Annotated in this window: 22 protein-coding genes; 8 read left to right on the forward strand and 14 right to left on the reverse strand. The window is 54.5% G+C overall.

Annotation, left to right across the window (positions count from 1 at the left end; translation table 11 throughout):
• Nucleotides 1-69: 69 nt before the first annotated feature.
• From VRC33_RS16465 to xylF, 3 genes are read right to left on the reverse strand one after another with little or no spacing between them, the layout of a single operon-like run.
• Nucleotides 70-1,254 carry a sugar ABC transporter permease gene (locus VRC33_RS16465; RefSeq protein WP_338557390.1) on the reverse strand — a complete coding sequence of 395 codons (1,185 nt, stop codon included), beginning with the start codon at nt 1,252-1,254 and terminating at the stop codon, nt 70-72.
• Nucleotides 1,247-2,773: a xylose ABC transporter ATP-binding protein gene (locus VRC33_RS16470; RefSeq protein WP_338564320.1), complete on the reverse strand. Its 1,527-nt coding sequence runs from the start codon at nt 2,771-2,773 to the stop codon at nt 1,247-1,249. The genes VRC33_RS16465 and VRC33_RS16470 overlap by 8 nt, the downstream gene beginning before the upstream one ends.
• Nucleotides 2,774-2,789: 16 nt before the next feature.
• Complete coding sequence (xylF, locus tag VRC33_RS16475) at nt 2,790-3,785, reverse strand: D-xylose ABC transporter substrate-binding protein (protein ID WP_338564528.1); 996 nt, start codon at nt 3,783-3,785, stop codon at nt 2,790-2,792.
• Between the two features lie 349 nt (nt 3,786-4,134).
• Between xylF and xylA the strand changes: the two genes are divergently transcribed.
• The 4 genes from xylA (at nt 4,135) to VRC33_RS16495 (ending at nt 9,173) form a co-directional block, all read left to right on the forward strand.
• The gene (gene xylA / locus VRC33_RS16480; protein ID WP_338557391.1) at nt 4,135-5,454 is read left to right on the forward strand and encodes a xylose isomerase; all 1,320 of its coding nucleotides are present in this window, start codon (nt 4,135-4,137) and stop codon (nt 5,452-5,454) included.
• Nucleotides 5,455-5,524: 70 nt separating this feature from the next.
• Nucleotides 5,525-6,988 carry a xylulokinase gene (xylB, locus tag VRC33_RS16485; protein ID WP_338557392.1) on the forward strand — a complete coding sequence of 488 codons (1,464 nt, stop codon included), beginning with the start codon at nt 5,525-5,527 and terminating at the stop codon, nt 6,986-6,988.
• 423 nt (nt 6,989-7,411) lie between these two features.
• Nucleotides 7,412-8,494, forward strand: a complete 1,083-nt coding sequence (locus VRC33_RS16490; RefSeq protein ID WP_338557393.1) for a mechanosensitive ion channel family protein — start codon at nt 7,412-7,414, stop codon at nt 8,492-8,494.
• Between the two features lie 196 nt (nt 8,495-8,690).
• Nucleotides 8,691-9,173, forward strand: a complete 483-nt coding sequence (locus VRC33_RS16495; protein ID WP_338557394.1) for a glutathione peroxidase — start codon at nt 8,691-8,693, stop codon at nt 9,171-9,173.
• 74 nt (nt 9,174-9,247) lie between these two features.
• Here VRC33_RS16495 and VRC33_RS16500 read toward each other — a convergent pair whose 3' ends face one another.
• From VRC33_RS16500 to VRC33_RS16515, 4 genes are all read right to left on the reverse strand, one after another.
• Nucleotides 9,248-9,775, reverse strand: coding sequence for a GNAT family N-acetyltransferase (locus VRC33_RS16500; RefSeq protein ID WP_338557395.1), 528 nt, complete (start codon nt 9,773-9,775; stop codon nt 9,248-9,250).
• Nucleotides 9,776-9,848: 73 nt separating this feature from the next.
• The gene (locus VRC33_RS16505; protein ID WP_338557396.1) at nt 9,849-10,466 is read right to left on the reverse strand and encodes an RpoE-regulated lipoprotein; all 618 of its coding nucleotides are present in this window, start codon (nt 10,464-10,466) and stop codon (nt 9,849-9,851) included.
• Nucleotides 10,467-10,527: 61 nt separating this feature from the next.
• Nucleotides 10,528-10,983, reverse strand: coding sequence for a DUF2919 domain-containing protein (locus VRC33_RS16510; protein WP_338557397.1), 456 nt, complete (start codon nt 10,981-10,983; stop codon nt 10,528-10,530).
• A 46-nt stretch (nt 10,984-11,029) separates the two neighbouring features.
• The gene (locus VRC33_RS16515; RefSeq protein ID WP_338557398.1) at nt 11,030-11,455 is read right to left on the reverse strand and encodes a GNAT family acetyltransferase; all 426 of its coding nucleotides are present in this window, start codon (nt 11,453-11,455) and stop codon (nt 11,030-11,032) included.
• A 209-nt stretch (nt 11,456-11,664) separates the two neighbouring features.
• On the opposite strand from VRC33_RS16515, the gene amiA reads away from it, so the two are divergent.
• Together amiA and hemF are read left to right on the forward strand one after the other, a co-directional pair.
• Nucleotides 11,665-12,543: an N-acetylmuramoyl-L-alanine amidase AmiA gene (amiA, locus tag VRC33_RS16520; protein WP_338557400.1), complete on the forward strand. Its 879-nt coding sequence runs from the start codon at nt 11,665-11,667 to the stop codon at nt 12,541-12,543.
• Between the two features lie 47 nt (nt 12,544-12,590).
• On the forward strand, nt 12,591-13,499 hold the full coding sequence (hemF, locus tag VRC33_RS16525) for an oxygen-dependent coproporphyrinogen oxidase (RefSeq protein WP_338557402.1): 909 nt from the start codon (nt 12,591-12,593) through the stop codon (nt 13,497-13,499).
• A gap of 209 nt (nt 13,500-13,708) precedes the next feature.
• Here the strand turns inward: hemF and maeB are convergent, their stop codons facing one another.
• From maeB to VRC33_RS16560, 7 genes are all read right to left on the reverse strand, one after another.
• Nucleotides 13,709-15,988 carry an NADP-dependent oxaloacetate-decarboxylating malate dehydrogenase gene (gene maeB, locus VRC33_RS16530; protein WP_338557403.1) on the reverse strand — a complete coding sequence of 760 codons (2,280 nt, stop codon included), beginning with the start codon at nt 15,986-15,988 and terminating at the stop codon, nt 13,709-13,711.
• Between the two features lie 138 nt (nt 15,989-16,126).
• Nucleotides 16,127-17,089 carry a sugar-binding transcriptional regulator gene (locus tag VRC33_RS16535; RefSeq protein ID WP_338557404.1) on the reverse strand — a complete coding sequence of 321 codons (963 nt, stop codon included), beginning with the start codon at nt 17,087-17,089 and terminating at the stop codon, nt 16,127-16,129.
• Nucleotides 17,090-17,226: 137 nt separating this feature from the next.
• Complete coding sequence (locus VRC33_RS16540) at nt 17,227-18,084, reverse strand: phosphogluconate dehydrogenase C-terminal domain-containing protein (protein WP_338557405.1); 858 nt, start codon at nt 18,082-18,084, stop codon at nt 17,227-17,229.
• Between the two features lie 3 nt (nt 18,085-18,087).
• The gene (locus VRC33_RS16545; protein WP_338557407.1) at nt 18,088-18,894 is read right to left on the reverse strand and encodes a sugar phosphate isomerase/epimerase family protein; all 807 of its coding nucleotides are present in this window, start codon (nt 18,892-18,894) and stop codon (nt 18,088-18,090) included.
• Nucleotides 18,891-19,673 (reverse strand): triose-phosphate isomerase family protein, encoded by a 783-nt coding sequence (locus VRC33_RS16550; RefSeq protein WP_338557408.1) that lies wholly within the window; start codon nt 19,671-19,673, stop codon nt 18,891-18,893. The genes VRC33_RS16545 and VRC33_RS16550 overlap by 4 nt, the downstream gene beginning before the upstream one ends.
• Nucleotides 19,673-21,433 (reverse strand): dihydroxyacetone kinase family protein, encoded by a 1,761-nt coding sequence (locus VRC33_RS16555; protein ID WP_338557409.1) that lies wholly within the window; start codon nt 21,431-21,433, stop codon nt 19,673-19,675. The genes VRC33_RS16550 and VRC33_RS16555 overlap by 1 nt, the downstream gene beginning before the upstream one ends.
• Nucleotides 21,430-22,770, reverse strand: a complete 1,341-nt coding sequence (locus VRC33_RS16560; RefSeq protein WP_338557410.1) for an MFS transporter — start codon at nt 22,768-22,770, stop codon at nt 21,430-21,432. Before VRC33_RS16560 ends, VRC33_RS16555 begins: the two co-directional genes overlap by 4 nt.
• A 408-nt stretch (nt 22,771-23,178) precedes the next feature.
• Here VRC33_RS16560 and rpiB point away from each other — a divergent pair, with 408 nt between their 5' ends.
• On the forward strand, nt 23,179-23,637 hold the full coding sequence (rpiB, locus tag VRC33_RS16565; protein WP_338557411.1) for a ribose 5-phosphate isomerase B: 459 nt from the start codon (nt 23,179-23,181) through the stop codon (nt 23,635-23,637).
• 317 nt (nt 23,638-23,954) lie between these two features.
• Nucleotides 23,955-24,905, forward strand: coding sequence for a transaldolase (tal, locus tag VRC33_RS16570; RefSeq protein WP_338557413.1), 951 nt, complete (start codon nt 23,955-23,957; stop codon nt 24,903-24,905).
• Nucleotides 24,906-24,938 lie beyond the last annotated feature (33 nt).

Consider the following 24,938-nt stretch of genomic DNA (forward strand, 5'->3'; position numbering starts at 1 on the left):
CCGGCCGCTGCGCCTGAAAATCGCCAGCCTTCGCCTCCGTTAAGCCTCAGCCTTTGCGGTCTTCACGCCTCAGCTTCTGCGTCTGGTTGCCGAGTCCATCCATACTGCCAGCAGCAGGATCCCGCCCTTAACGATGTATTGCCAGAAAGTGGGCACATCCAGCATGCTCATGCCGTTATCCAGCGAAGCCATGATAAAGGCTCCCATTACCGCCCCCGCTACCCGGCCTGTTCCGCCCGCAAGGCTGGTACCGCCAATAACACAAGCGGCAATAGCATCCAGCTCAGCAATATTGCCCGCAGAAGGGGATCCTGCGCCTAATCTTGAACTGAGGATCAAACCCGCAATCGCCACCATCAGGCCGTTGATGGCAAATACTGCCAGCTTAGTCCGCTCCACGTTTACGCCAGAGAGGCGTGCCGCATCGATGTTGCCGCCGATGGCGTAAATGCGCCGGCCAAAAGCGGTGCGGGAAGCCATAAAAATACCGGCAAGCATCAGCGCCGTCAGCACCAGCACCGGCGTTGGCACACCACGATAATCGTTCAGCAGGTATACCGCCCCCAGCACCAGCACCGCCGTGATGCTTTGCCGCACCACATCACCGCCAGCCCTGGCCACCGGCAGGCCCAGCTCCGCACGACGGGCACGGCGCTTCCATTGCCAGCCAATAAATACCATCAGCCCCACAGCCCCCAGGGTAAATCCGGCGCTGCCAGGCAGGTAACTTTGCCCGATCAGCGACATTGAGCTGCTGGTGGGCGCCACGGTGGTGCCATTAGTGATGCCAATTAAAATGCCACGAAAGGCCAGCATGCCTGCCAGGGTAACAATAAACGAAGGCACCTTGCGATAGGCAACCCACCATCCGTTCCAGGCCCCCAACAGCAGACCGCCCAGCAGGGTAACCACAATAGTCAGAGGCAAAGGCCAGCCAAGCCAGACATCAAAAATTGCCGCTGCGCCGCCCAGCAGCCCCATCATTGAGCCCACCGAGAGATCGATCTCCGCAGAGATAATGACAAACACCATACCCACGGCCAGAATGCCGGTGATGGAAGTCTGCCTCAGCAGGTTGGAGATATTGCGTGGGCTGAGGTAAGCCCCTTCGGTACTGAAGGTGAAAAAGAGCATGATCACCAGGATGGCAGCAAGCATCACCAGCATTTGCAGGTTGAATGATTCGCCAGAAAACCGCTTCTTAACAGGCCCGGGCGGGGATAAACTTATTTCAGACTGCGAGTTTTTAAGCATGGGTTTCACTCCTTAACGCCGCTTCCATTATCTGTTCCTGAGTCAGGTTCTTGTTCACCAGATCGGCCTTGATCCGCCCTTCATGCATCACCAGCACCCGATCGCTGAGCCCTAACACTTCGGGCAGTTCAGAGGAGACCACAATCACGGCAATTCCCTGCTGAACCAGCTGATTGATCAGCCTGTAAATTTCCTGTTTCGCGCCAATATCAATGCCACGGGTAGGTTCATCCAGAATCAGGATTTGTGGGTTCAGCAGCAGGCAGCGGGCCAGGATAGCTTTTTGCTGATTGCCGCCGCTGAGGCGACCAATAGCCAGAGAAGGTGAAGAAGTTTTCACTTTTAACCTGGCCAGCGCCTGCCGGATGCCTGACTGTTCCCCTGCTTCATCTAACAGGCTTAAGGGCCCGGCGTAGTTATCGAGTGACGCCAGCGTAATATTGGCTCCCACACTCATTACCGGCACGATGCCATCACGTTTGCGATCTTCTGGCACCATCGCCAGCCCATGAGTCATGGCGTCACGGCAGTGTCTGAACGTTACCTCCTTGTTATTCAGCATCAGGCGTCCCTGCCAGCGTCCGGGATAGACGCCAAAAATACACTGCATGGTTTCCGTTCTTCCCGATCCTACCAGCCCGGCCACACCGAGGATTTCCCCCTTTCGTAAGGTAAATGAGACATCGTCTACCCGGCGGATATGCCGGTTAACCGGATGCCAGGCGGTAAGATTTTCTACCTGAAGAAGGACTTCGCCGGGCTGATGGGGGGCATTCGGGTAAAGCTCAGTCAGCTCCCGCCCCACCATCATGGCGATAATATCTTCTTCGCTGACCTCTTCTGCGGCACGCGTGGCGATATGCTGTCCATCGCGGATCACACAGATCAAATCGGATATTGCTTTCACTTCATTGAGCTTGTGCGAAATATAGATGCAGGCAATACCGTGATCGCGAAGATCGGCGATGATCTCCAGCAAGGTTCCTGTCTCACTTTCGGTCAGCGAAGCCGTGGGTTCATCCAGCACCAGCAGGCGCACCTGTTTGTTCAGCGCCTTGGCGATTTCAACCAGCTGCTGCTGACCCAGCCCCAGCTCGCCAACAGGCGTATTGGGATCGACATTCAACCTGACCTGCGCCAGCATGGTCTGGCAGCGCAGATACATCGCCTCATAGTCCAGCAGGCCAAAACGTTGCCATTCATTGCCCAGAAACAGGTTTTCCAGCACGGTCATTTGTTTCACCAGCGCCAGCTCCTGATGAATAATGGCAATGCCTTTTTGTTCGGTATCGCGGATAGTTCTGGCGGTAATAAGATCGCCCGAAAAATAGATTTCACCCTGATAAGTGCCGTGTGGATAAATGCCGCAAAGCACTTTCATCAGCGTTGATTTTCCTGAGCCATTTTCGCCACACAGTGAGACAACCTGCCCCGCTTCCAGGGACAGGCTGATATTATCCACCGCAGTGACCGAGCCAAATAGCTTGGTGATATTTCGCATTTCCAACAGGCTGGGCATCGTTAACTCCGGGCGATTAATTAATCTCGCTTTTTTTATGGAAACCATCAGCCACAATGGTGCTGTCGATATTCGCTTTATCGACCTGAACGGGTGTTAACAGCCATGATTTAACGTCTTTAGTGCCATTATTTAATGTGGCATTGGATTCAGGCTGTTGATCCGAGCCTAACTGCACGGCAATTTTTGCCGCTTCGTCGGCCAGTTTAGTAATGGGTTTGTAGACGGTCATGGTTTGCGTGCCTGCGTTGATACGCTTCACGGCCGCCAGATCCGCATCCTGGCCGGATATAGCCACTTTTCCGGCCAGGCCCTGAGCCGCTAATGCCTGAATTGCCCCACCGGCGGTGGCATCATTGGAGGCGACAACGGCATCAATGTGGTTGTTATTGGCTGTCAGCGCGTTCTCCATGATTTTCAGGGCGTTTTCTGGCAGCCAGCCGTCCGCCCATTGATCGCCAACCACTTTAATTTTGCCCTCTTTAATCAGAGGATTAAGGACTTTCATCTGCCCGGCCCGGAACAATTTTGCGTTGTTATCTACCGGCGAGCCCCCCATCAGGAAGTAGTTGCCCTGAGGCACCCGCTGCACCAGGCTTTCGGCCTGCATTTCGCCCACTTTTTCGTTATCGAATGAGATATAAAAATCGATATCGGCGTTATTGATCATACGATCGTAAGCCAGCACTTTAATCCCTTCGCGCTTTGCTTCCGCGATGACGTTACTTAACACCTCACCGTTGTAAGGGATGATCACCAGCACATCCACGCCCCGATTGATCATATTTTCGATCTGGGCCATCTGGGTTTCTTCGTTGCCGTTGGCAGACTGCACAAAGACATCGGCACCGAGCTCTTTGGCTTTTTTGACGAAAATATCGCGATCTTTTTGCCAGCGCTCCAGACGCAGATCGTCGATAGCCATGCCGATTTTGATTTCTTTACTGAAGCCGCTGTGGCTGGTCAGCATTAACAGCGCGCAGGCAGTGAGAAAGAGTGGCTTTAATTTCATTTTATATCCCTTTTTCATTAAACATTCAGTGGCAATATAAATAGCGAAACGTCCGGCGAATTGTTGTCAATTATTCAGGGTACGGCAATTACAGAATTTAACCGATTCATTACGTTTTTTTGTTTAATTTTGATTTTATGACCGCGATCATGCTTTCCATTTGCAACATCATTTGCGGAAATATTAAATGCGCTATGCATTCAGACTTTTCGCGGGTTAATAATGAGATCCCGCGCACAAATAATAATTCTCTGAGTTTGAGTGTGAAATAACGTAATTGAGCCTTGCTTTCCAAAATTTGAAAATAGGGGGTATCCCGACAATCGGGCCAGCTATTAAGGAGTCGACAATGCAACCCTATTTTGATCAGCTTGAGCAAGTTCGTTATGAAGGGACCGGCAGTAAAAACCCGCTGGCGTTTCGCCATTACAATCCTGATGAAATCATCCTTGGCAAACGCATGGAGGAGCATCTGCGGTTCGCCGCCTGCTACTGGCACACCTTCTGCTGGACCGGGGCGGATATGTTTGGCGTGGGGGCTTTTGAACGCCCCTGGCAACAGGCGGGAGACGAACTGGCGCTGGCCAAACGCAAAGCGGATGTTGCGTTCGAATTTTTCCAGAAACTGAATGTACCCTACTACTGCTTCCACGATGTGGATGTGTCGCCGGAAGGGGCCTCACTCAAAGAGTACCTGAATAATTTCGCGGTAATGAGCGATGTGCTGGCGGAGAAACAGCAGACCACGGGCGTAAAACTCTTGTGGGGCACCGCAAACTGCTTCACCCATCCACGTTATGGCGCAGGCGCCGCCACAAGTCCGGATCCTGAGGTCTTTAGCTGGGCTGCTACTCAGGTCTTTACCGCCATGAACGCCACGCAAAAACTGGGGGGTGAGAACTATGTCCTGTGGGGCGGCCGCGAAGGGTATGAAACCCTGCTCAATACCGATTTACGTCAGGAACGCGAGCAAATTGGCCGGTTTATGCAGATGGTAGTGGAACACAAACATAAAATTGGTTTTCAGGGCTCGCTGCTGATCGAACCTAAACCGCAGGAACCCACCAAGCACCAGTATGATTATGATGTAGCCACCGTTTATGGCTTCCTGAAACAGTTTGGTCTGGAAAAAGAGATCAAAGTGAATATTGAAGCCAACCACGCCACCCTGGGCGGCCACTCTTTCCACCATGAAATTGCCACCGCGATTGCCCTGGGCATCTTCGGTTCGGTGGATGCTAACCGGGGCGATCCACAACTGGGTTGGGATACCGATCAGTTCCCTAACAGCGTGGAAGAGAATGCTTTAGTGATGTTTGAGATCCTTAAGGCGGGCGGTTTCACTACCGGCGGTCTGAACTTTGATGCCAAAGTACGGCGTCAGAGCACCGATAAATACGATCTCTTCTATGGTCATATCGGCGGCATGGATACGATGGCGCTGGCGCTGAAAGTGGCAGCAAAGATGCTGGAACAGGGCGAAATGCAGCAGTCGGTAGCGCAGCGCTATGCCGACTGGAACAGCGAGTTTGGCCAGCAGATCCTGCAGGGCAAGCTGTCACTGGAAGCGCTGGCAAACTATGCTCAGCAGCATAACCTGGCGCCGGTTCATCAAAGCGGGCATCAGGAGAAACTGGAAAATCTGGTGAATCGCTATTTATTTGGCTAAACGCCCCGGGCGGCCGGAAGCTTGCCGCCTGGCTGGTGATCCCTCCGCACAAGAGAAAGGAAAAGCGCCTATGTATATCGGCATTGATCTGGGGACTTCCGGGGTAAAAGTCGTTTTGCTGAGTGAAAACGGGCATCCCGTTGCCAGTCACAGTGAACCGCTTACCCTGTCCCGCCCTCATCCACTATGGTCTGAGCAATCGCCGTTTGAGTGGTGGCAGGCCACCGATAAAGCCCTGCTGGCGCTGGCTGAAAAACAGAGCCTGAAGGAGGTCAGGGCAATGGGCCTGACTGGACAGATGCATGGCGCAACGCTGCTGGACAGCCAACAGAAGGTTTTACGCCCGGCCATTCTGTGGAACGACGGTCGCAGCGCAGAGCAATGCCGCACTCTGGAAGAGAACGTGCCGGATTCCCGTGCCATCACCGGTAACGTGATGATGCCTGGATTCACTGCCCCCAAACTGCTGTGGGTGAAGCAGCATGAGCCCGACATTTTCAGCCAGATCGACAAGGTGCTGCTGCCGAAAGATTACCTGCGCTGGTGTCTGACCGGCGAGTTTGCCAGTGATATGTCGGATGCAGCAGGCACGATGTGGCTGGATGTGGGACGGCGTGACTGGAGCGATACACTGCTTGCGGCCTGTGGCCTGGGCCGCAGCCAGATGCCAACACTGTTTGAGGGCAATCAGATTACCGGCAGCCTCAAGCCGTCGCTGGCGCAGCGTTGGGGATTGCCGGAAAATGTGGCCGTGGTGGCGGGTGGAGGCGATAACGCCGCAGGGGCTGTCGGCGTCGGGCTTTATCAGACCGGTCAGGCGATGCTGTCGCTGGGCACTTCAGGCGTTTACTTCGCGGTTAGTGACGGTTTCCACAGCAATACAGAAAGTGCCGTTCACAGTTTCTGCCACGCCTTACCGCAAAGCTGGCATGTGATGTCGGTGATACTCAGCGCTGCATCCTGTCTGGAGTGGGCCTGCAAACTGACGAATATGGCCGATGTGCCAGACCTGTTACGCCAGGCAGAACAGGCTACACCGGCAGAGAGCCCGGTGCTGTTCCTGCCCTATCTTTCCGGTGAACGCACACCGCACAACAATCCTCATGCCAAAGGGGTATTTTTCGGGCTTAACCACCAGCATGACGCCGGACATCTTGCTCAGGCGGTGCTTGAAGGGGTAGGTTTTGCTCTGGCTGACGGCATGGATGCGCTGCATGCCAGCGGCGTAAAACCGCAAAGCATCATCCTGATTGGCGGTGGCGCAAGGAGCGCTTACTGGCGGCAAATGTTGGCGGATATCAGTGGGCAAACGCTTGAGTACCGCACGGGAGGAGATGTGGGTCCAGCATTAGGGGCTGCCAGACTGGCACAGATTGCCCTCAATCCTGAAAAGCCGTTAAGCGAACTGTTACCCGAATTGCCGCTGGAGCAACGGCACCTTCCCAACGAGCAACGCCATCAGGATTATGCCGCAGGCAGAGTAAAGTTCCGGCAACTTTATCAGGCCCTGAAGCCTTTGATGTCTGATGAGTAACCGGATTGTGTCGCCAGCCTGAAAAATCAGGCCTCAGGACCAGCCTGCTGTGATGGCAGGCATTATTCAGGCGCAGATGTTGCGAAGTTGCCTGAGTGAGGCGCGTAGAAATAGCCAGCCTGACGGGTTTGGCAAAGCGCAGCATGGCATCAAACTTGTTTTCCAACTCGCTAAACATGCTCAGCAGCTCTTGACATCATGGCGGAAAAAGTGAATGTGGATCAGCACATCGTGCTGGATGCAGAAAGAGTTCACTCAACATTTCCAGATGTTTTTTACCTCCTGAAAAACTCAATTCATATCATTTTTCATATACTAATGGACGTAAATTAGGTAATCCGCAGCTAACCTGTAAGATAGAGGTTACTGATTTTTTGATTTGCCTGACAACTAAAGGTTGTTGGCTGAATATAAGGAAAAATAATGCCATTGATATTTGGTGAGTTATCTGGCGCTCCATCGTGGGTACCTGCTGTATTGCTCGTCACTCTTTCACTCGCACTGGGTTTTCTGACGCGATTTATCATTATCAGATTTATCCGCTACTGGCAGAGTCGTGACAGAAAGCTGTTCAAATCCCTTGAAAAGCACCTTCGTGGATCAATGTTTCTTTTTATCCCCTTAATGTTTATGAGTTTAGGGGTTAATTATGTCAATGTTCAACCTGAATCCCTTGAGTTTATTACAACAACTATTAATGTATTTATTATATTATCAATCTGCTCGATTTTAATTCGATTGACTAATGTTGTCCAGGATATGCTTTTTATACGCTATGACATTAATCTCTCCAATAATTTGCGTGCCCGCAAAATTCGCACTCAGATCATGTATGTAAAAAAAGTCGCTATCGTAGTACTTGTGACATTCTGCCTTTCTCTGATCCTTCTGAGTTTCCCTGGTGTCCGAAAATTCGGTACGACTATCCTGGCAGGTGCCGGTGTTGCCGGAATAATAATTGGATTTGCTCTACAGAAGTCGCTTGTCAACTTGTTTGCCGGCATTCAGATAGCCTTTACGCAACCGATAAAAATTGATGATGCTGTCGTCGTTGAAAAGGAATGGGGCTGGATTGAGGAGATAAACCTGACTTATGTTGTGGTGCGTATCTGGGACCTGCGCAGGCTGGTCTTGCCTATTACTTACTTTACAGAAAATCCGTTCCAAAACTGGACGCGTAATAATGCGCAAATTTTAGGTTCTGTTTTTCTTTACCTTGATTATTCCATGCCATTAGATCCTCTGCGTGAGCATTTTGAAAAAGTCCTCAGTGAAACAAAACTCTGGGATCAACAAACCCAGGTACTTCAGGTTACCGATACCACTGAAAAAACCATGACTATCAGATTACTGATGACGGCACAGAATTCCCCTATTGCATGGGATTTGCGCTGTCACGTGCGGGAAAAAATGATTGAGTTTATTCAGAAAAATTATCCTCAGTGCCTTCCTCACGTAAGAGCTACGCTTACCGATACCGGTTCTGAAAGTCCGGAAGTTAAGTAATTAAACATTCTACAGGAAGCACACCGCCCCGGCGTTTCGTTATCTGAAAAACGAAATGCCGTTCGTTCCGGGTGGATACGTCTGGCCATGCACGAAATCCTGGGGAGCTTAACCGAACGAAATCACCCAGTAAGTTCAAACGTATCGCAACGTGGCAATGTCGATTTCAAACTGGCTCTGCTTTAAGGATTCTGATATGACGACCTTTCATCAACTTACGGCTACCAGCCTGGATGGCCAGCTTATCTCTATGGCCGACTACGCTGGCAAGCTGGTTCTGGTGGTTAATACCGCCAGCCATTGTGGTTTCACGCCACAATACGCAGGCCTTGAAGCGCTCTACAAAAAGTACAGCGCCCGGGGTCTGGTGGTGTTGGGTTTCCCGTGCAACCAGTTTGGTAAGCAGGAACCCGGCGGCGCCGACGAAATCGCGCGAACCTGTCACATCAACTACGGTGTGAGCTTCCCGATGTTCGGAAAAGTGGAGGTCAACGGAACCGCAGCGCACCCGGTGTTTCGTTATCTGAAACACGAATTGCCGGGTGCGCTGGGTGGGCGGATCAAATGGAACTTCACTAAGTTCCTGATCGGACGCGACGGCAAACCGCTCAAACGTTTTGCACCGATTTCCACCCCGGAGAAAATGGAAGCCGCAATTCTTGCTGCACTTGAAAACTAATTTTCCTGTAATCCAAAACCTTCATTTTTAGAGAACTGACGAAAAACTAATTTCAGTTATCCCTGTCAGTGTCACTAAGTTGATGCACTATTGGCTTTGTACATATACGTCGTGGCATCTAACTTATTTTCAATCGACCGGGCGTAAAACGGAATAGATCCCGCTATCTGCCAGCCCAGAGAGAGATACAGGTCGCTGGCAACGTCGCCGCTCCTGGTATCAAGCACGAGTAAGGCGATCCCCTTTTTCCAGGCCGTTTGTTCAGCCTGATTCATTAATTGCCTGGCAATACCCTGACGGCGCGCCTGTGGGTGGACAAGTAATTTAGAAATCTCAGCACGATGGCGACCATTAGGTATGCCGCAATAATTAATCATAATGGTTGCAACCAAAACACCACGATCGCGAGCTATGAGCAAATCACTATCCTGACTGGCAAGACTGTGGATTTTATCTTTCCAGAAGTTATCAATCGCCAGACGATCGGCAGGGTCGGTAAAACCTACGCTTGCGCCATCCTGGACACACGCCTGTAATACGTTACCTAAATCGGGAAGGAGTTGACGGGCCTGTGTCGCGCTGAGATGTTCATATTCAATCATGATTTACATACCACCAAAATATAATGGGAGCCCAGGCTCTAAAGAGGCCGCCAGAACGGCGGCCTGAAAACTATTATTTACGCCAGATGATCTTGCTCAGAGTCCATTTTTTCAGCGTTTCGTCGGAAGGCAGCAGACCTTCGGGGCCGTGCCAGTCGCCGCTGAAGACGTAGCTGATATGCTGGCTTCCCGGTGCCTTGCACTCCACGCCCTCGCTGTCGCTGCCGGTGGCTTTCTGACAGGCACCAAATGCTTTGCTGTAGAGATCGCTGAACGGCGTGCCCAGTTTGACACCGTTTGCTGCGGGAATTTCGCTGTCCATGACGTCAATGCGATCCACGGTGGTCTGCCCGGTGACTTCCACTTTAACCTGCTTATCCTTCACCGCCTGGAAGAAGGTCACCACGCCGCCGTTCTCGCTTCGCATCCCTTTTCGCACCTGATAGTCACCCTTCAGGGCATCATCAATGGCGCTTTCGTTCATGGCCGTGCCGTTGTTCAACTCTCCCACGCCCTGTTCAGACACGGTCAGGGAGGAACCAAACCAGTGCCACGGCGAGAGGCTGGACCAGGAATAAGTCAGCGGATTCCACCAGGTGGCTCCACTGCTGGCTTCTGTTGAGGGGCCGGAACTGGCACAGCCGGTCAGCAGTAAAGCGACGGCAATCAGTGCCGGGCGAACAGATTTCATTGCAACTCCTGATTAACTAAAGACAACCAGACAGATTGGAGTGCCAATCCGCGAAAAAGTTTTATCCGGCGTTGCGGGCAGGATCAAAACAGGCCCGCAGGCGGCGACTTAAGCCCAGCCAGCCCAGCGCCAGCAGGTCGAAACCGGTAAACAGGATCGCTACCGGGGAAGCCTGGTCGTCGCCCTGCCACAGGGTAAATGTCTGCAACAGCAGCATGGCCACCAGCATCAGCATCAAAACCCAGCGCCACGCCTGCCACAACCGGGGAAGGCGCTGGCGATAGCCGGTCAGCAGAAAGCCCAGCGCCGCAGGAACCCCCAGCCCCAGGCCAATCCAGAAAGCCTGAGTATCGGGGTAGAACAACTCCAGCAGCGAGGTTCCCTGCTGCCGCGACGCCCCGGCCATGACAAACAGCACCCAGGTCCGGGCCTGCAACAGCAAAACAGCCCAGAAGCACAGCGGTAATTTCAGCTGGCCTTTGGCGTCGTAATCATCAGGGGAAAATATCAGATTCATCACATCACTGGCGGGAGCGATGGGCGGCACAGCGCCACCCAATTTATTAATATTCGCGATCTTCGATCAGGCGTTTACCCAACAAGGCACTGTCCTGCATTTCATAATCGAGCTTTTCATAAAAGCCGAGTACCGCATAATTCTCTTCACGCACCATCACATTAATTTTAGGACAGCCGCGTGCAATAAGTTTTTTCTCCAGGCGGTTGATCAGCGCGTTAGCGAATCCGCGTCCCTGATAATCAGGATGCACGCCCAGATAATAAGCCGATCCACGGTGCCCATCGTAGCCGCCCATCAGGGTGCCAACAATTTCTCCGCCCACTACCGCGACCAGAAACAGGTCCGGGTCATGATTCAGCTTACGTTCAATATCCATTTCCGGATCGTTCCAGGGGCGTAACAAATCGCAACGCTCCCATAAGGTGATCACTTCTTCAAAATCGGTCTGGCTAAAAACGCGAATTTCCACGGCGTTGCCCCTGATGTTAACCACAATTTGCTGATTATCACGCTTTCTTTCGCCGGTGCAAGCTTCATCAGGGATTAAACTGGAAAAAACAGTACGATACCCTGTTAGCCTGCTGAAATAAAAAGTAAGACGTTGAAATAGTTCCCTCCTCGCACTGCCCCCGTTGTTACGATATAACACTAAGCACTTTGTGCCCTGAGGAGGATTTGATGAAAAAGTTTGGCCGCATGACCCCGTTAACAACCCGCCGCCAGCTACTGCTTTCTGGTCTGGCGCTGGCGTTTCTGGCCAGTAAACCCGTGCGGGCTAAACAGGAGCAGGCCACGCCGGAGATCGCCTCCCTGCGCAAAAAAGCCATGACGCCACCCCAACCTTCGTCCGGCGGTAAAAAAATCGTGATGATCGATCCCGGTCACGGTGGGATTGATTCCGGCGCGGTCGGCGAAGAGGGCTCAGAGGAGAAGCATGTAGTGCTGGAAATTGCCGGCCATATTCGCGATATGCTCAGTGAACATCCGCATATTGAGGCGCGACTGACGCGCGAGACGGATCACTTTATTCCGCTGGGCGAGCGGGTTGAGATTGCCCATCAGCACGGTGCCAGCCTGTTTATGTCGATTCATGCTGACGGCTTCACCAGCCCGGATGCCAACGGCGCATCGGTATTTGCGCTCTCAAATCGTGGGGCAAGCAGCAGCATGGCGCGATATCTTTCTCAACGCGAAAACGCCGCTGATGATGTGGGCGGCGTGAAAGCCGCGCAGAAAGATCACTATCTGCAACAGGTGCTGTTCGATCTGGTGCAGACCGATACCATCAAAAACAGCCTGACGCTGGGCAAGCATCTCCTGAGCCAGATCCGCCCTGTTCATCACCTGCACAGCCAGCATACGGAACAGGCGGCGTTCGCCGTGCTGAAATCCCCTTCTATTCCCTCCGTGCTGGTGGAAACCTCCTTTATTACCAATCCATCGGAAGAGCGTTTGCTGGGTACCACCGCCTTCAGAAAGAAGATTGCCACCGCCATTGTGGGCGGCGTGGTCAGCTACTTTGACGAGTTCGATGCCAATAACCGGCGCAACAGCTGATTTTTGGCGTATACTCCGCGCGTCATTTTTCGTCAGTAAGGTAAGCCATGAACGCACCCGACCTCGCCAAAGTGAAGCAGTTTTTGCTCACCCTGCAGGACTCCATTTGCCAGCAGTTAGCCCAGGCTGACGGCGGAGCAAGCTTTGAAGAAGACAGCTGGACCCGCGAAGGCGGTGGGGGTGGCCGTAGTCGCGTACTGCGTAAAGGCGCTATTTTTGAGCAGGCCGGGGTTAACTTCTCCCATGTTCATGGCGATATGATGCCTGCCTCCGCCACCGCGCACCGGCCGGAACTGGCGGGCCGCAGCTTTGAGGCGATGGGCGTTTCGCTGGTGATCCACCCGGAAAACCCTTATCTGCCGACCAGTCATGCCAACGTGCGCTTTTTTATCGCTGAAAAACCGGGTGCCGATCCCGTATGGTGGTTTGGCGGTGGGTTTGATATGACCCCCTACTACGGCTTTGCCGAAGATGCGGTGCACTGGCACCAGACCGCTTCAGACCTCTGTCAGCCCTTTGGCGAAGAGGTTTATCCGCGCTATAAAAAATGGTGCGACGACTACTTCTTTATCAAACACCGTAACGAACAGCGTGGCATCGGCGGCCTGTTTTTTGACGATCTGAATACGCCAGATTTCGACCACTGTTTCCGGTTCACCCAGGCCGTGGGGGAAGGCTTCCTGAAAGCTTATCTGCCGATCATCGAACGCCGTAAAGCCTTGCCGTGGGGCGAGCGTGAACGCGATTTCCAGCTCTATCGTCGTGGGCGTTATGTGGAATTCAATCTGGTGTGGGATCGCGGAACCCTGTTCGGGCTGCAAACCGGTGGCCGTACCGAATCCATTCTGATGTCGATGCCGCCGCTGGTGCGCTGGGAATATGATTACAGCCCGCAGCCTGGCTCGCCGGAAGCCGCACTCTATACCGATTTCCTGCCGGTCAGGGAGTGGATTTAAATCCATCCCTTCAGACGGCTAACGAACCCAAAGCGATGGGAGCCTGTGCCCTGAACAAAGCATCACGGGCCACGGATGGCCCGTGCTGAGCTGCCACGGACGGCGCTTTTTGCGTCTTTGTGAGAGGCACAGGCTCCCTGAGCCTGCACTGTGTCATTAACCTCAAGAGCAGCTCTTCATTGCCATTGCCCTTGCCAAACCGCAGAGGGTTACAGCGGTGCCGTTTGCGCCTCCACTACCGCCAGCGCCACCATATTGACGATGCGTCTGACCGAAGCAACCGGCGTCAGAACATGTACCGGCTTTGCAATGCCCATCAGTACCGGCCCCACGGTGACCCCTTCCGAACAGGAGACGCGCAGCAGGTTATAGCTGATCCTCGCAGCCTCTACATTGGGCATGATCAGGATATTGGCTGAGCCTTTCAGCGGGCTGTCAGGCATCAAATCCTGACGGATACTCTCCACCAGCGCGGCATCACCGTGCATCTCGCCGTCGATTTCCAAATCCGGCGCGCGGGCCTTCACCAGCGCCAGCGTTTCCCGCATTTTACGGGCTGCCGGGGCGTTTGAGGTGCCAAAACTGGAATGGGAAAGCAGCGCTACTTTCGGTTCAATACCAAAGCGCCGTACGGTTTCTGCAGCCATCAGCGTCAGCTCGGCCAGCTGATCCGGCGTGGGATCTTCGTTGACATAGGTATCCGCAATAAAGGTGTTGCCGCTGGGCAGCAGCAACGCATTCATCGCTCCAGCCACCTTCACATCCTCCCGGAAGCCAAACAGCTTTTCGATCACCTCGTAATGCTCTTTGTAATCGCCGATGGTGCCGCAGATTAAGGCGTCAGCCTCACCGCGATGCACCATGATTGCGCCAATCAGCGTCGGGTTGCCGATCACCGCACGCTGTGCCTGTTCAGGCGAAACGCCACGGCGCTTCATGATCTGGTAATACTCTCCCCAGTAGGCTTTAAAGCGCGGATCCGATTCATTATTGACCACCTCAAAATCTTTACCCGCCTCGATTTTCAGCCCCAGCTTTTTCAGCCGCATCTCTATTACGCTGGGGCGGCCAATCAGGATCGGCTTTGCCAGGCCCAGCGAAATCAGCTCCTGCGTGGCATGAAGCACTCGCGCCTCTTCCCCTTCAGCCATCACGATGCGTTTGGGATCTTTGCGCGCCTGCGAGAAGATCGGCTTCATAAACAGGTTGGTTTTATAGACGAATTCGGTCAGCTTTTCGCGGTAGGCATCCAGATCCTCAATGGGCCGGGTAGCCACACCGGAATCCATAGCGGCCTTAGCTACCGCTGGCGCGATCTGTACGATCAGGCGCGGATCGAAAGGTTTAGGGATCAGGTAATCGGGGCCGAAAGTGAGTTCCTGATCGCCATAGGCGGAGGCCACCACGTCACTCTGTTCCGCCAGCGCCAGCTCTGCGATGGCGTGCACCGCGGCCAGTTTCATCTCTTCATTGATCGCCGTGGCCCCCACATCCAGCGCGCCACGAAAGATAAACGGGAAGCAGAGGACATTGTTAACCTGGTTGGGGTAATCGGATCGGCCGGTACAGATAATCGCATCCGGGCGAACCTCTTTCGCCAGCGGCGGCAGAATTTCCGGTTCCGGGTTGGCAAGCGCGAGGATCAGCGGATCGCGCGCCATTTTTTTCACCATCTCCGGCTTCATCACGCCAGGCCCGGAACAGCCGAGGAAAATATCGGCACCGGCTATCACCTCATCCAGCGTCCGTTTGCCGCTGTCCTGCACCGCATAGGCGGCTTTGGTTTCGGCCATGTTCTCCTCGCGGCCCTGATAAATCACCCCTTTCGAATCGCAGACCACGATGTTGTGCTTCTGCATACCGAGCGCCACCAGCAGATTCATACAGGCGATAGCCGAAGCACCGGCCCCGGAAACCACCAGCCGGACATCAGAAATGGCTTTTTCCACCACTCTTAAACCGTTTAACACCGCCGCGGTACAGATGATTGCGGTGCCGTGCTGATCGTCGTGGAACACCGGAATGTTCATGCGTTCACGCAGCGTTTTCTCGATGTAGAAACACTCCGGTGCCTTGATGTCTTCCAGATTAATGCCGCCAAACGTCGGCTCCAGCGCCGCGATGACATTGATCAATTTGTCGGGGTCGCTCTCATCTATTTCGATATCAAACACGTCGATTCCGGCAAATTTTTTGAACAGTACGCCTTTGCCTTCCATCACTGGCTTTCCCGCCAGCGCGCCGATGTTTCCCAATCCCAGCACCGCCGTGCCGTTGGAGATCACCGCCACAAGGTTGCCTCGTGCCGTGTATTTATGGGCAGCCAGCGGATCGGCGGCAATCTCCAGACAGGGAGCAGCCACGCCTGGCGAATAGGCCAGGGCAAGATCGCGTTGGGTTGCCAGGGGTTTGGTGGGTGAAACCTGAATTTTTCCCGGGATCGGGAACTGATGAAAATCGAGCGCACTCTGCTTCAGTTGGTCGTCCATTATCAGGGTCCTTTCATTTTTCAGCGGGGTCAAACGCATCAGTATAAAAGGGGCAGAGAAGAGAAAAACTTGAAGCAAACCATAAAACAGAGAGAATAACCTCAAGAGCGCGGCGAAGATCCGCACCCTTCTCCGACGTTATTTGGTCATATTTAACAGCGTGCGGATGTTCTGTGCGGAGCTGGCAATAATATCTATTGCGCCGGTCCGGAGCGCACCGAGGATCGCCATCGCCTTGGTATTTTCTGAGGCAATGGCGATGACGCAGGGGATTTTGCGCAGCTCATCAATGCTCAGGCCAATGACCCGGTCATTCATCACCGTGTCCACATGCTGGCCCTGCGCATTAAAAAAATCATACCCGGCCACGTCGCCGGTTACGCCCTGATTCAGGCTGGCATCAATGATCTCATGAGGCGTAAACCAGCCCAGCTTCACCATGTAGCTGTTCTCATTCATATCCCCGATGCCCACCAGCGCCACATCGGCTTTACGCGCGCGATCGAGCGTCTCCTTAATGGTGCCGTTTTGCATGAAAGACTCTTTCAACGCCCGGTTCTCAACATAGGCCGGGGCATAGAGCGTTTCGCTGATGCCGCCAAACTTTCTCGCCAGGCGGCGGCTGATATGGTCAGCGTTGATCGCATCACCGGGGCGGTGAGTCCCCCCAATGCCGCTGATAAAATGGCAGTTACGCAGGGGAACATTACCGGGATGATCGGCTACTGCAGCGATGTTTCTGCCCTGCCCTACGGCCACCACGGCATTGTCTTTCAGCGTCTGCGCGAGATGCGTGGCCACCAGCGAAGCGACCTGACGTCGCTGCTCATCCTCGTCCTGATAATCCAGCGCTATCAGCGCCCGCTGCAGGGGAAAACGCGCCAGCAGTTGCTGTTCAAGACGGGTACTGAAGACCGGATGATAGCGTACGTTGATCTCAACGATGCCCTCCTCTTTGGCTCTTTTCAGCAGCCGTCCTACTTTGATACGGGAAATGCCAAACTTGCGCGCGATCTCTTCCTGGGTAATTTCATCCTGATAATAGGCGACGGCAATTTCCGTCAGCAGTTCGGTGTCCTGAGAAGGCGTACTCTTTTCCATCCGGGTTCTCTTGAGCTGGAGATAAGTCGGTGCGTGCAGGGCGGTCTGATGACCGCCGGCACGGCAATACCGGATTTATACCATTTTCCCCCAGGGTGGGCCAATGATTGCCCACCCTGGGCCGGAGGCCGGTCAAATTAACGGCGGATTTTGTCGATTTTCAGCATGCGGGCGATGACGATATCCAGCTCTTTCTCGTCGAAAATTTGCTTCCAGTCCGGCTTAACGATTTTCTCACGGCCATATTCCATAGCGATCATGCAGGCATCCGAGAAGGGGTTGGTCGCGCGGAAAGCCACGGCAAGGGCAATCTGAATATGGCCATAAAGCATCGCTTTAGCCGCTTCTTCCGGCACGCCGGAGTGTTTAACGGTTTCGTCCAGCGCTTCCTTCATAAAAGCACCGACCATACAGGCCACGGTTTCCACCAGGGTGGGTTCCAGGTAGGCCAGCTGCTTCACGGTCACCCAGTGCACTGCTTCAACCGGACCGTACATCACGCTGACGACTTTGCTCAGCTCGGCTTTCTGCTCATCGCTGCCGGTTTCATAAGAAGCGGCGATGTGCTGAACCGCAGCCACGCCACCAAAGGCATCGGCATGCTCTTCTTTGGTGTAGCGCTCAAGGAATACCGAAGGATGGCAAGGGTGAGCCACGGCATACTCAATGCCGTCGCGCAGGGCGATGAGGTTGGCGTAGGCCGCAGCCGGGTCCAGCGTTAACAGGATCGCTCCGGTTTTCATCTGTGGCACAACAATTTCAGAAACTTTACCCAGAACGATATCCGGCACGGCCAGGATCACCACGTCACTGGCTGGCACCACGGAGGCAGCGTCAGAGAGTTCACGGCCCTGCGCGGTCACCTGGGCCTGAGCCTGAGGGGCGCTTTCACAATAAAAGACCTGATAGTCACTTTTTTGCAGGTTGGCAGAGATACGCATGCCCATTTTGCCGCCTGCGCCGATAACGGTAATTGTTTTTAATTGTGTGCTCATAAATCACTCCTGAAATTGATGTTTACGTAAATAGTCGACGCTTTGTTGAGTCCACTGCTGTTCGAGCTGGCAGGTGCGTTCAGCCTCCTGCTGCCAGGGCAGCCAGTGTTCGACAATCTGGTTTATGCCTTTAAGATCAGGCTGAACCCGGTCGATCAACAGGTCATAATTGAGTAAGCCTTCCCCCATAGGTGCGCCAGCCAGCGTAAAGCCAACCCAGCCATCCTGACGGGAAAACGCGAAATCTTTGATGTGCAGATTGAGGACGCGATCCACAGTGTTTTCAATTACCTGCTCAGGCAACTCCAGCGCCGCCACGCAGTTAGCCGGATCCAGGCAAACGCCCAGTGACGGAGAGTCAAACCGGTTAATCACCGACATCATGTCAGCGCTGCGAACCTGCTCATAAGTTTCCAGGCACAGCTTAAGCTGCTGCTGTTCAAATTTTGGCAGCACCCTTTCAATCATCGATGACGCTTCATCAAGCGTCGGGCGCGAGGTGGCGCTGTTAAACATCGAACGCAGCACCGTCACTTCGAGCGCGTCTGCAAGCTCAAGATAACGCTGGAGGTGTTCTGCCATCAGGCCACGGGTACCCAGCTCCAGGCTCATACCCAACTGGTCAGCCTGCTGACGCAAGGCCTGAAGTTGTAATGAACTCCAGCCCTCAATCTGCGGATAATCGCAAATCTGGAAAACAGAAACGCCCATCTCCGCCGTGTGCTGCAGCACCTGTTGCAGGCTCATCGGCGCAGGAACCTTTTCTGACATGCGCCAGAAATAAGCGTAAGTGCTTAACCCTGTGCTCATACGGCCCCCTGCGCTTTAGCCAGTGCTGCGGCTTCATCAATGATTGCCGCCAGCGCGGAAGGCTGATGGGCAAAGCGCCCCAGGAACAGTCCGCCGACGCGGTTGCCCAGGCGGTTAAGCAGGCCGGGACCTGCGCTGCCGCCATAAATCACGCTGAAGGTGAAATTACCCAGCCCGTGAATCTGACGCAGCCCGTGACAGACTTCAGCAATGAAATCGTCCGGTGCAGAGGTCGCCGCGCCGATAGCCCACTGCGGTTCATAGGCCAGGATAATGTGGCCGGAAAGCTGTTGCTGACGAGCCACCTGCAACGAGGCATCCAGCTGCTGACGGCACAACGCAATGGCGTCCTGACTTTCGCCCTGTTCTGGCTCCCCCAGACAAAGCACCGGTGTCAGGCCGTTGCGCAGCGAAGCGGCCAGCTTGCGGGCAATCATTTCGTCGTCTTCGTGAAAATAGCGGCGGCGTTCGGCATGGCCGACTTCCGCATAGCCACAGCCCATCTCTGCCAGCAGAGTGCCGCTGACCTCTCCGGTCCATGCTCCGTTATCTTCCGGGCAAAGATCCTGCGCGCCCACCACCGCGTTAGTGTCGGCAAAAGCCTCCAGCACCCGCGGCAGCGTGGGAAACGAGGGCAGGACAAACAGCCCCACCTCGCCACTGACGATGGCCGGATGAGACCGGGCTATAGCAGCGACTTCCTTACTCCATGCCAGCGTTTGCTGATAGCTGAAATACATTTTCAGGCTAACGCCCAGCGTAATCCGCGGCTGTGTCATCAGTTTGTCTCCTGCAGGCGATTTTCAGTGGCCGGGGCCGTCTGGCGAAGCTGCTCCAGCACTTTATTAACGATCAGCGCCAGAGAGACAGCGCCCGCATCCGGGGTGCCCATGCTCTTTTCGGCCAGCGGACGGGCACGGCCCATTTTTGGCACCAGGTTAGCCGTGGCTTCAGCACTCAGCGTAGCCTGCTGTGCAGCCGCTGCCCAGGCTTCCACCAGCGAATCCCCGGCCTGCACGCGGGCGCTCAGCGTTTCACTGAATGGCACCAGCACGTCGACCATGGTTTTGTCGCCCGGTCTGGCTTTGCCAAAGTGCATGATGCCCTCTTTGGCATGCTGTACGCCGAGAGCCACGCGCTGAGCATCAGGCGCTTCACTGTCCCCCAGCGCGGTGCCGATGGCGGTTAACGCCACGCCCCATAATGCGCCCGAAGTGCCACCGGCTTTGTCAGCCCAGGCATCGGCGGCCCGGCACAGCAAGGTGCCTGCCCCAGCCTGACGCTGCTGCATTTCCAGCGCTTTTTCCTGCGCGCCTTTCACTCCGCGAGCCATGCCGATGCCGTGGTCGCCGTCACCGGCAACCGCATCAATACGGCCCAGTTCTTCTTCGTTTTCTTCAATAACCTGTGCAATGGCGTTGACTACAGCCAGCACGCAGCCTGCAGAATGTTGCGAAGCTTTAGTGGCAGCGGGAACCTCATCCACTTCCGGCACGATCAGCTCAGCCTCGCTCAGGGCTTCAGCCACGATGACGCTCCCTTTACGGAAGGCCGGCGCATTAGCCGGAGCACGCCAGAAACTTTCCAGCTCCTCATCCAGCCACATCAGGGTCAGGGAAGCTCCAGCCATGTTGAAGCTGGTAACGAATTCACCGACTTCCGGGTCCACCACTTCCAGCCCGGCCTCCTGCAGACGTTGTGCCACGCGGCGATAGACCACAAACAGCTCTTCATATTTCACCGAGCCCAGGCCGTTGAGGATCGCCGCTACCCGCTGACCGCGAGGCTGGCTAATCTCCTGCGGGCACTCTTTCAGCAGGCTTTCCACAAACAGATCGGCCAGCGCATCCGCAGGGGGAATGGCGCATTCGCTGATCCCCGGCTCGCCGTGGATGCCCATACCCAGCGCCATAGTGCCGTGCGCCACCTCAAACAGAGGATGGGTGGCTCCGGGCAGCGTACAACCGGAGAAAGCGACGCCCAGAGAACGGGTGCGATGATTGGCATGACGGGCAAGACGGACCACCTCCTCCAGCGAATATCCCGCTTCTGCCGCCGCAGAGGCCGCTTTGAACACCGCTAAATCTCCCGCAACGCCGCGGCGTTTTTCCTGTTCCGCGAGCGAAGCGCTGGAGATATCGTCGGTGACGGCCAGCACTTCACAGGGGATCCCTTCGGATTTCAGGCGCTCGCAGGCCTGACCAAAATGCAGCACATCCCCGGCATAGTTACCAAAGGCCAGCAGCACACCGCCGCCGTTTTCTGCCGCACGGGCCACGTTATAAATTTGCTGGGCAGAAGGCGAGGCAAACAGATTGCCCATCGCGGCACCGTGAGCCATCCCCTGCCCGACTAAACCGGAGAAAGCCGGGTAGTGGCCGGAGCCGCCGCCAATAACAATCGCCACGCTGCCTGGTGCGCTGCGGGTACTGCGTACCACGCCGCCCGGCACCTGACGCACTTTATCCGCGTTGGCCGCTACAAACCCTTCAATCAGTTCGCTGGCGAAGGCTGAAGGTTGGTTGAATAAATAGGTCATTGCGTGTGCTCCTTAGGAAGGCGGCCAGACTGGATTCCTGGACGTCTGGCGTTGAGTAACAGCATCAGTATTGCGGAGAGCAACATGAAGCCCCCCACCACCATCATTGAAACGGTGTAGCCTCCGGTGGCGTCTTTCAGCATGCCGGTCAGGTAGCCTGCCGAGAAGCCGGCGACGTTACCCAGCGTATTGATCAGCGCAATAGCCGCCGCGGCAGAAGCGCCGGTCAGGAACTGCGTAGGTAAAGTCCAGAAGTTAGGTAAGGCAGCAAAAATGGAGCTGGCGGTAATGGAGATCACCAGGATGGTAGCCATTGGCGAGTCCATATAAAGGGCCAGCGGCACGCTGACTGCCCCGGTCAGGGCTGGCAGCGCGATGTGCCAGGTTTTGCAGCCCCGGCGCGAGGCATCCCGTGACCAGAAGAACATCACTACGGCGGCGAAGAGGTAAGGCACACCGGTAATCAGCCCCTTCTCAATCACATTAAAGGAGGTGCCGAACTGCTGCTGGAAGCCGGCAATGATGGTAGGCAGGAAGAAGGCCAGCGCATACAGACCGTAGATGAAACCGAAATAGATCAGGCACAGCATCCAGACACGGCCATTAAACATCACGGTACGCAGGCCCGGATGCATGTTGCCCTGCTTCTGGTCGCGCTCTTTTTCCAGCTCGGTGCTGAGCCACTGTTTCTCCTCTTCGTTCAGCCATTTGGCCTCACGCGGTGAATCTGCCAGGTAGAACCAGGTGATGATGCCGACCACGATGGCTGGAATAGAGACGCCGAGGAACATAACGCGCCAGCCTGAAAGTCCAAAAAGCCCGTGCTGTTCGATCAGTGCGGCGGCCAGAGGGGCACCAAAAACGACGGTCAGCGGCTGCGCCAGGTAGAACAGCGACAGCACCTTGCTGCGATGGCGTGCCGGAACCCACATGCTCAGGAACAGGATCGCCCCGGGGAAGAAGCCGGCTTCTGCCACACCCAGCAACAGGCGCAGGGTATAAAGCCCTTCCACACTGCTGACCCAGGTAAAGAGCAGCGAGACAATGCCCCAGCTGACCATGATCCTTGCCAGCCATTTACGGGCACCAAAGCGATGCAGGGCAAGGTTGCTGGGAACTTCCAGCAGGATATAACCAATAAAGAAGATGCCTGAGGCCAGACCAAACTGCGCGGCCTGTAGCCCCAGGTCTTCGCTCATCCCGTTAGGACCGGCGAAAGAGATCGCCGTGCGGTCGAGGAAGTTGATAAAGAACATCAGGGCAACAAAGGGGACTAAGCGCAGGGAAACCTTGCGGATAGCTGATTTTTCGACGGCGGATTGCAGGTGCGTACTCATACCCTTTCCTCTTCGGTAGGTTCAGAAGTGAAAACGGCCAGCTTGTAGGGCGATGGACCTGGTTGAAAGTCAATTTGACGCATGGTTTGAGTCCTCTGTGGGTCTTCCCGGGCATTGCATCAATGCGTGAACATATGAACATTACCTGCAACAATGTTCATTGCCCATGCCCCAATCATAAAAGTGTGACCGATCTCAAAACCTTTCATTTTTTATGAATTGCGGTCATAAAGACGCAATAAAGCGACCTTCATCACCATACCTGTACAATTTGTGAGGAGGTTAAAAAAAACAAAAGAACACCACTTGAACATATGTACGACTTTATGCGAGGGTAGTGACAGTTCGCCGCAGACCGGCTTCCTGACATCGGGATGCCTCTCGGCCCTCTTACCTGTGGAGAAACCTATGTCTTCTATCGCGATTGGTGCCGATGACGCGGCACTGGAATTAAAAAACCTGATTAAACAGCATCTTCAGGACAAAAATATCGAAGTCACCGACTACAGTAATGACGCGCAAAACGATCGTCCGCTCTATCCGGACATTGCCTGGTCCCTGGCGAACGCCATTAAAGATGGCCAGCATGAACGCGGTATCCTGATCTGCGGCACGGGCATTGGCATGGCGATTGTGGCGAATAAAGTCACCGGCATTCGTGCCGCTCAATGTCACGACACTTATTCCGCAGAGCGTGCCCGTAAAAGTAACAACGCACAGGTTATGACTATGGGCGCACGGGTTATCGGTCCTGAACTGGCGCGTTCGATAGTGAACAGCTGGCTGGAGTCAGAATTTGAAGCGGGCGGCTCATCGGCGAAAGTCGATAAGATCAGCTATTACGAGCAGAATGCCGGCGGGAAATAAGCCATTCGTGGCGCGCACCCCTGCGCGCCATCACAGAATTCTGCAGAGGTGCTACACTGAAAAGTGCGGCATTTTTTAGGTGCCCGCGACCCAACCATTGGGCGAACCCATTGCAACAATCAGAGAAAACGCATTTTCATTACAGGACGTCTGATGCAATGTTTGGCCTGAGAACAGAAAGCCATGTCGGGTAGACTCGATGTTAGCCCCCCTGAAAATTCCCCTTAGAGAAGATTCAAGGCTGCATCGTTGGCCTCGAGCCCCTCTGCCCGTCAGGTTAACTTCGTTATGCAGATTGCACATCAAGGAGCCAAGAGATGAACCAGCTAGACGCACTGAAACAATACACCACCGTGGTGGCTGACAGTGGCGATATTGAATCCATCCGTAACTATCACCCGGAAGATGCCACCACCAACCCGTCTCTGATCCTGAAAGCCTCCAGCCTCGACTCTTACAAGCACCTGATTACCGACGCTATCGACTACGCCAAAAAACAGGGCGGCAGCAAAGAAACCCAAATTATCAATGCCAGCGATAAAGTCGCCGTTAACCTCGGAATGGAAATTCTGAAAAGCGTTCCCGGACGCGTTTCCACCGAAGTGGATGCCCGCCTCTCGTTCGACCGCGGCATGTGTGTGACCAAAGCAGAAAAGCTGGTCAGAATGTATGAAGATCACGGTATCGACCGTTCACGCATTTTGATCAAACTGGCGTCCACCTGGGAAGGTATCCGCGCAGCGGAAGAACTTGAGAAGAATGGCATCAACTGCAATCTGACCCTGCTGTTCTCCTTTGCTCAGGCCCGCGCCTGTGCCGAAGCGGGCGTCTTCCTGGTTTCTCCGTTCGTAGGACGTATCTATGACTGGTACAACACCCGCAAACCTATGGACCCTTATGTAGTGGATCAGGATCCGGGCGTGGTGTCTGTTCGCAACATCTACGAATACTACAAACAGCACCGTTATAACACGGTGATCATGGGGGCCAGCTTCCGTAAAACGGAACAGATCCTGGCGCTGGCAGGCTGCGATCGTCTGACCATTTCCCCTAACCTGCTGGAAGAGTTGCAGGCCAGCGATGCCCCTGTAGAACGCAAGCTGGCCCCTTCTACCGAAGCTTTCCATCAGCCAGCTCCGCTGTCTGAGCAGGAGTTCCGCTGGGAGCACAACCAGGATGCGATGGCGGTTGAAAAACTGGCCGAAGGTATCCGTCAGTTTGCTAAAGATCAGCAGGAACTGGAAGACGTACTGTCTGCAAGACTGTAATTAAAATGGGCGAGAGGTTCTGACCGCCGGGGA

The sequence above is a fragment of the Erwinia sp. E_sp_B01_1 genome, assembly GCF_036865545.1.
Taxonomy (GTDB): Bacteria; Pseudomonadota; Gammaproteobacteria; order Enterobacterales; family Enterobacteriaceae; genus Erwinia.

Coding starts and splice junctions, on each gene's coding strand:
- VRC33_RS16465 (WP_338557390.1), bottom strand. CDS start 1,254: ATGCTTAAAAACTCGCAGTCTGAAATAAGTTTATCCCCGCCCGGGCCT.
- VRC33_RS16470 (WP_338564320.1), bottom strand. CDS start 2,773: ATGCCCAGCCTGTTGGAAATGCGAAATATCACCAAGCTATTTGGCTCG.
- xylF (WP_338564528.1), bottom strand. CDS start 3,785: ATGAAATTAAAGCCACTCTTTCTCACTGCCTGCGCGCTGTTAATGCTG.
- xylA (WP_338557391.1), top strand. CDS start 4,135: ATGCAACCCTATTTTGATCAGCTTGAGCAAGTTCGTTATGAAGGGACC.
- xylB (WP_338557392.1), top strand. CDS start 5,525: ATGTATATCGGCATTGATCTGGGGACTTCCGGGGTAAAAGTCGTTTTG.
- VRC33_RS16490 (WP_338557393.1), top strand. CDS start 7,412: ATGCCATTGATATTTGGTGAGTTATCTGGCGCTCCATCGTGGGTACCT.
- VRC33_RS16495 (WP_338557394.1), top strand. CDS start 8,691: ATGACGACCTTTCATCAACTTACGGCTACCAGCCTGGATGGCCAGCTT.
- VRC33_RS16500 (WP_338557395.1), bottom strand. CDS start 9,775: ATGATTGAATATGAACATCTCAGCGCGACACAGGCCCGTCAACTCCTT.
- VRC33_RS16505 (WP_338557396.1), bottom strand. CDS start 10,466: ATGAAATCTGTTCGCCCGGCACTGATTGCCGTCGCTTTACTGCTGACC.
- VRC33_RS16510 (WP_338557397.1), bottom strand. CDS start 10,983: ATGAATCTGATATTTTCCCCTGATGATTACGACGCCAAAGGCCAGCTG.
- amiA (WP_338557400.1), top strand. CDS start 11,665: ATGAAAAAGTTTGGCCGCATGACCCCGTTAACAACCCGCCGCCAGCTA.
- hemF (WP_338557402.1), top strand. CDS start 12,591: ATGAACGCACCCGACCTCGCCAAAGTGAAGCAGTTTTTGCTCACCCTG.
- maeB (WP_338557403.1), bottom strand. CDS start 15,988: ATGGACGACCAACTGAAGCAGAGTGCGCTCGATTTTCATCAGTTCCCG.
- VRC33_RS16535 (WP_338557404.1), bottom strand. CDS start 17,089: ATGGAAAAGAGTACGCCTTCTCAGGACACCGAACTGCTGACGGAAATT.
- VRC33_RS16540 (WP_338557405.1), bottom strand. CDS start 18,084: ATGAGCACACAATTAAAAACAATTACCGTTATCGGCGCAGGCGGCAAA.
- VRC33_RS16545 (WP_338557407.1), bottom strand. CDS start 18,894: ATGAGCACAGGGTTAAGCACTTACGCTTATTTCTGGCGCATGTCAGAA.
- VRC33_RS16550 (WP_338557408.1), bottom strand. CDS start 19,673: ATGACACAGCCGCGGATTACGCTGGGCGTTAGCCTGAAAATGTATTTC.
- VRC33_RS16555 (WP_338557409.1), bottom strand. CDS start 21,433: ATGACCTATTTATTCAACCAACCTTCAGCCTTCGCCAGCGAACTGATT.
- VRC33_RS16560 (WP_338557410.1), bottom strand. CDS start 22,770: ATGAGTACGCACCTGCAATCCGCCGTCGAAAAATCAGCTATCCGCAAG.
- rpiB (WP_338557411.1), top strand. CDS start 23,179: ATGTCTTCTATCGCGATTGGTGCCGATGACGCGGCACTGGAATTAAAA.
- tal (WP_338557413.1), top strand. CDS start 23,955: ATGAACCAGCTAGACGCACTGAAACAATACACCACCGTGGTGGCTGAC.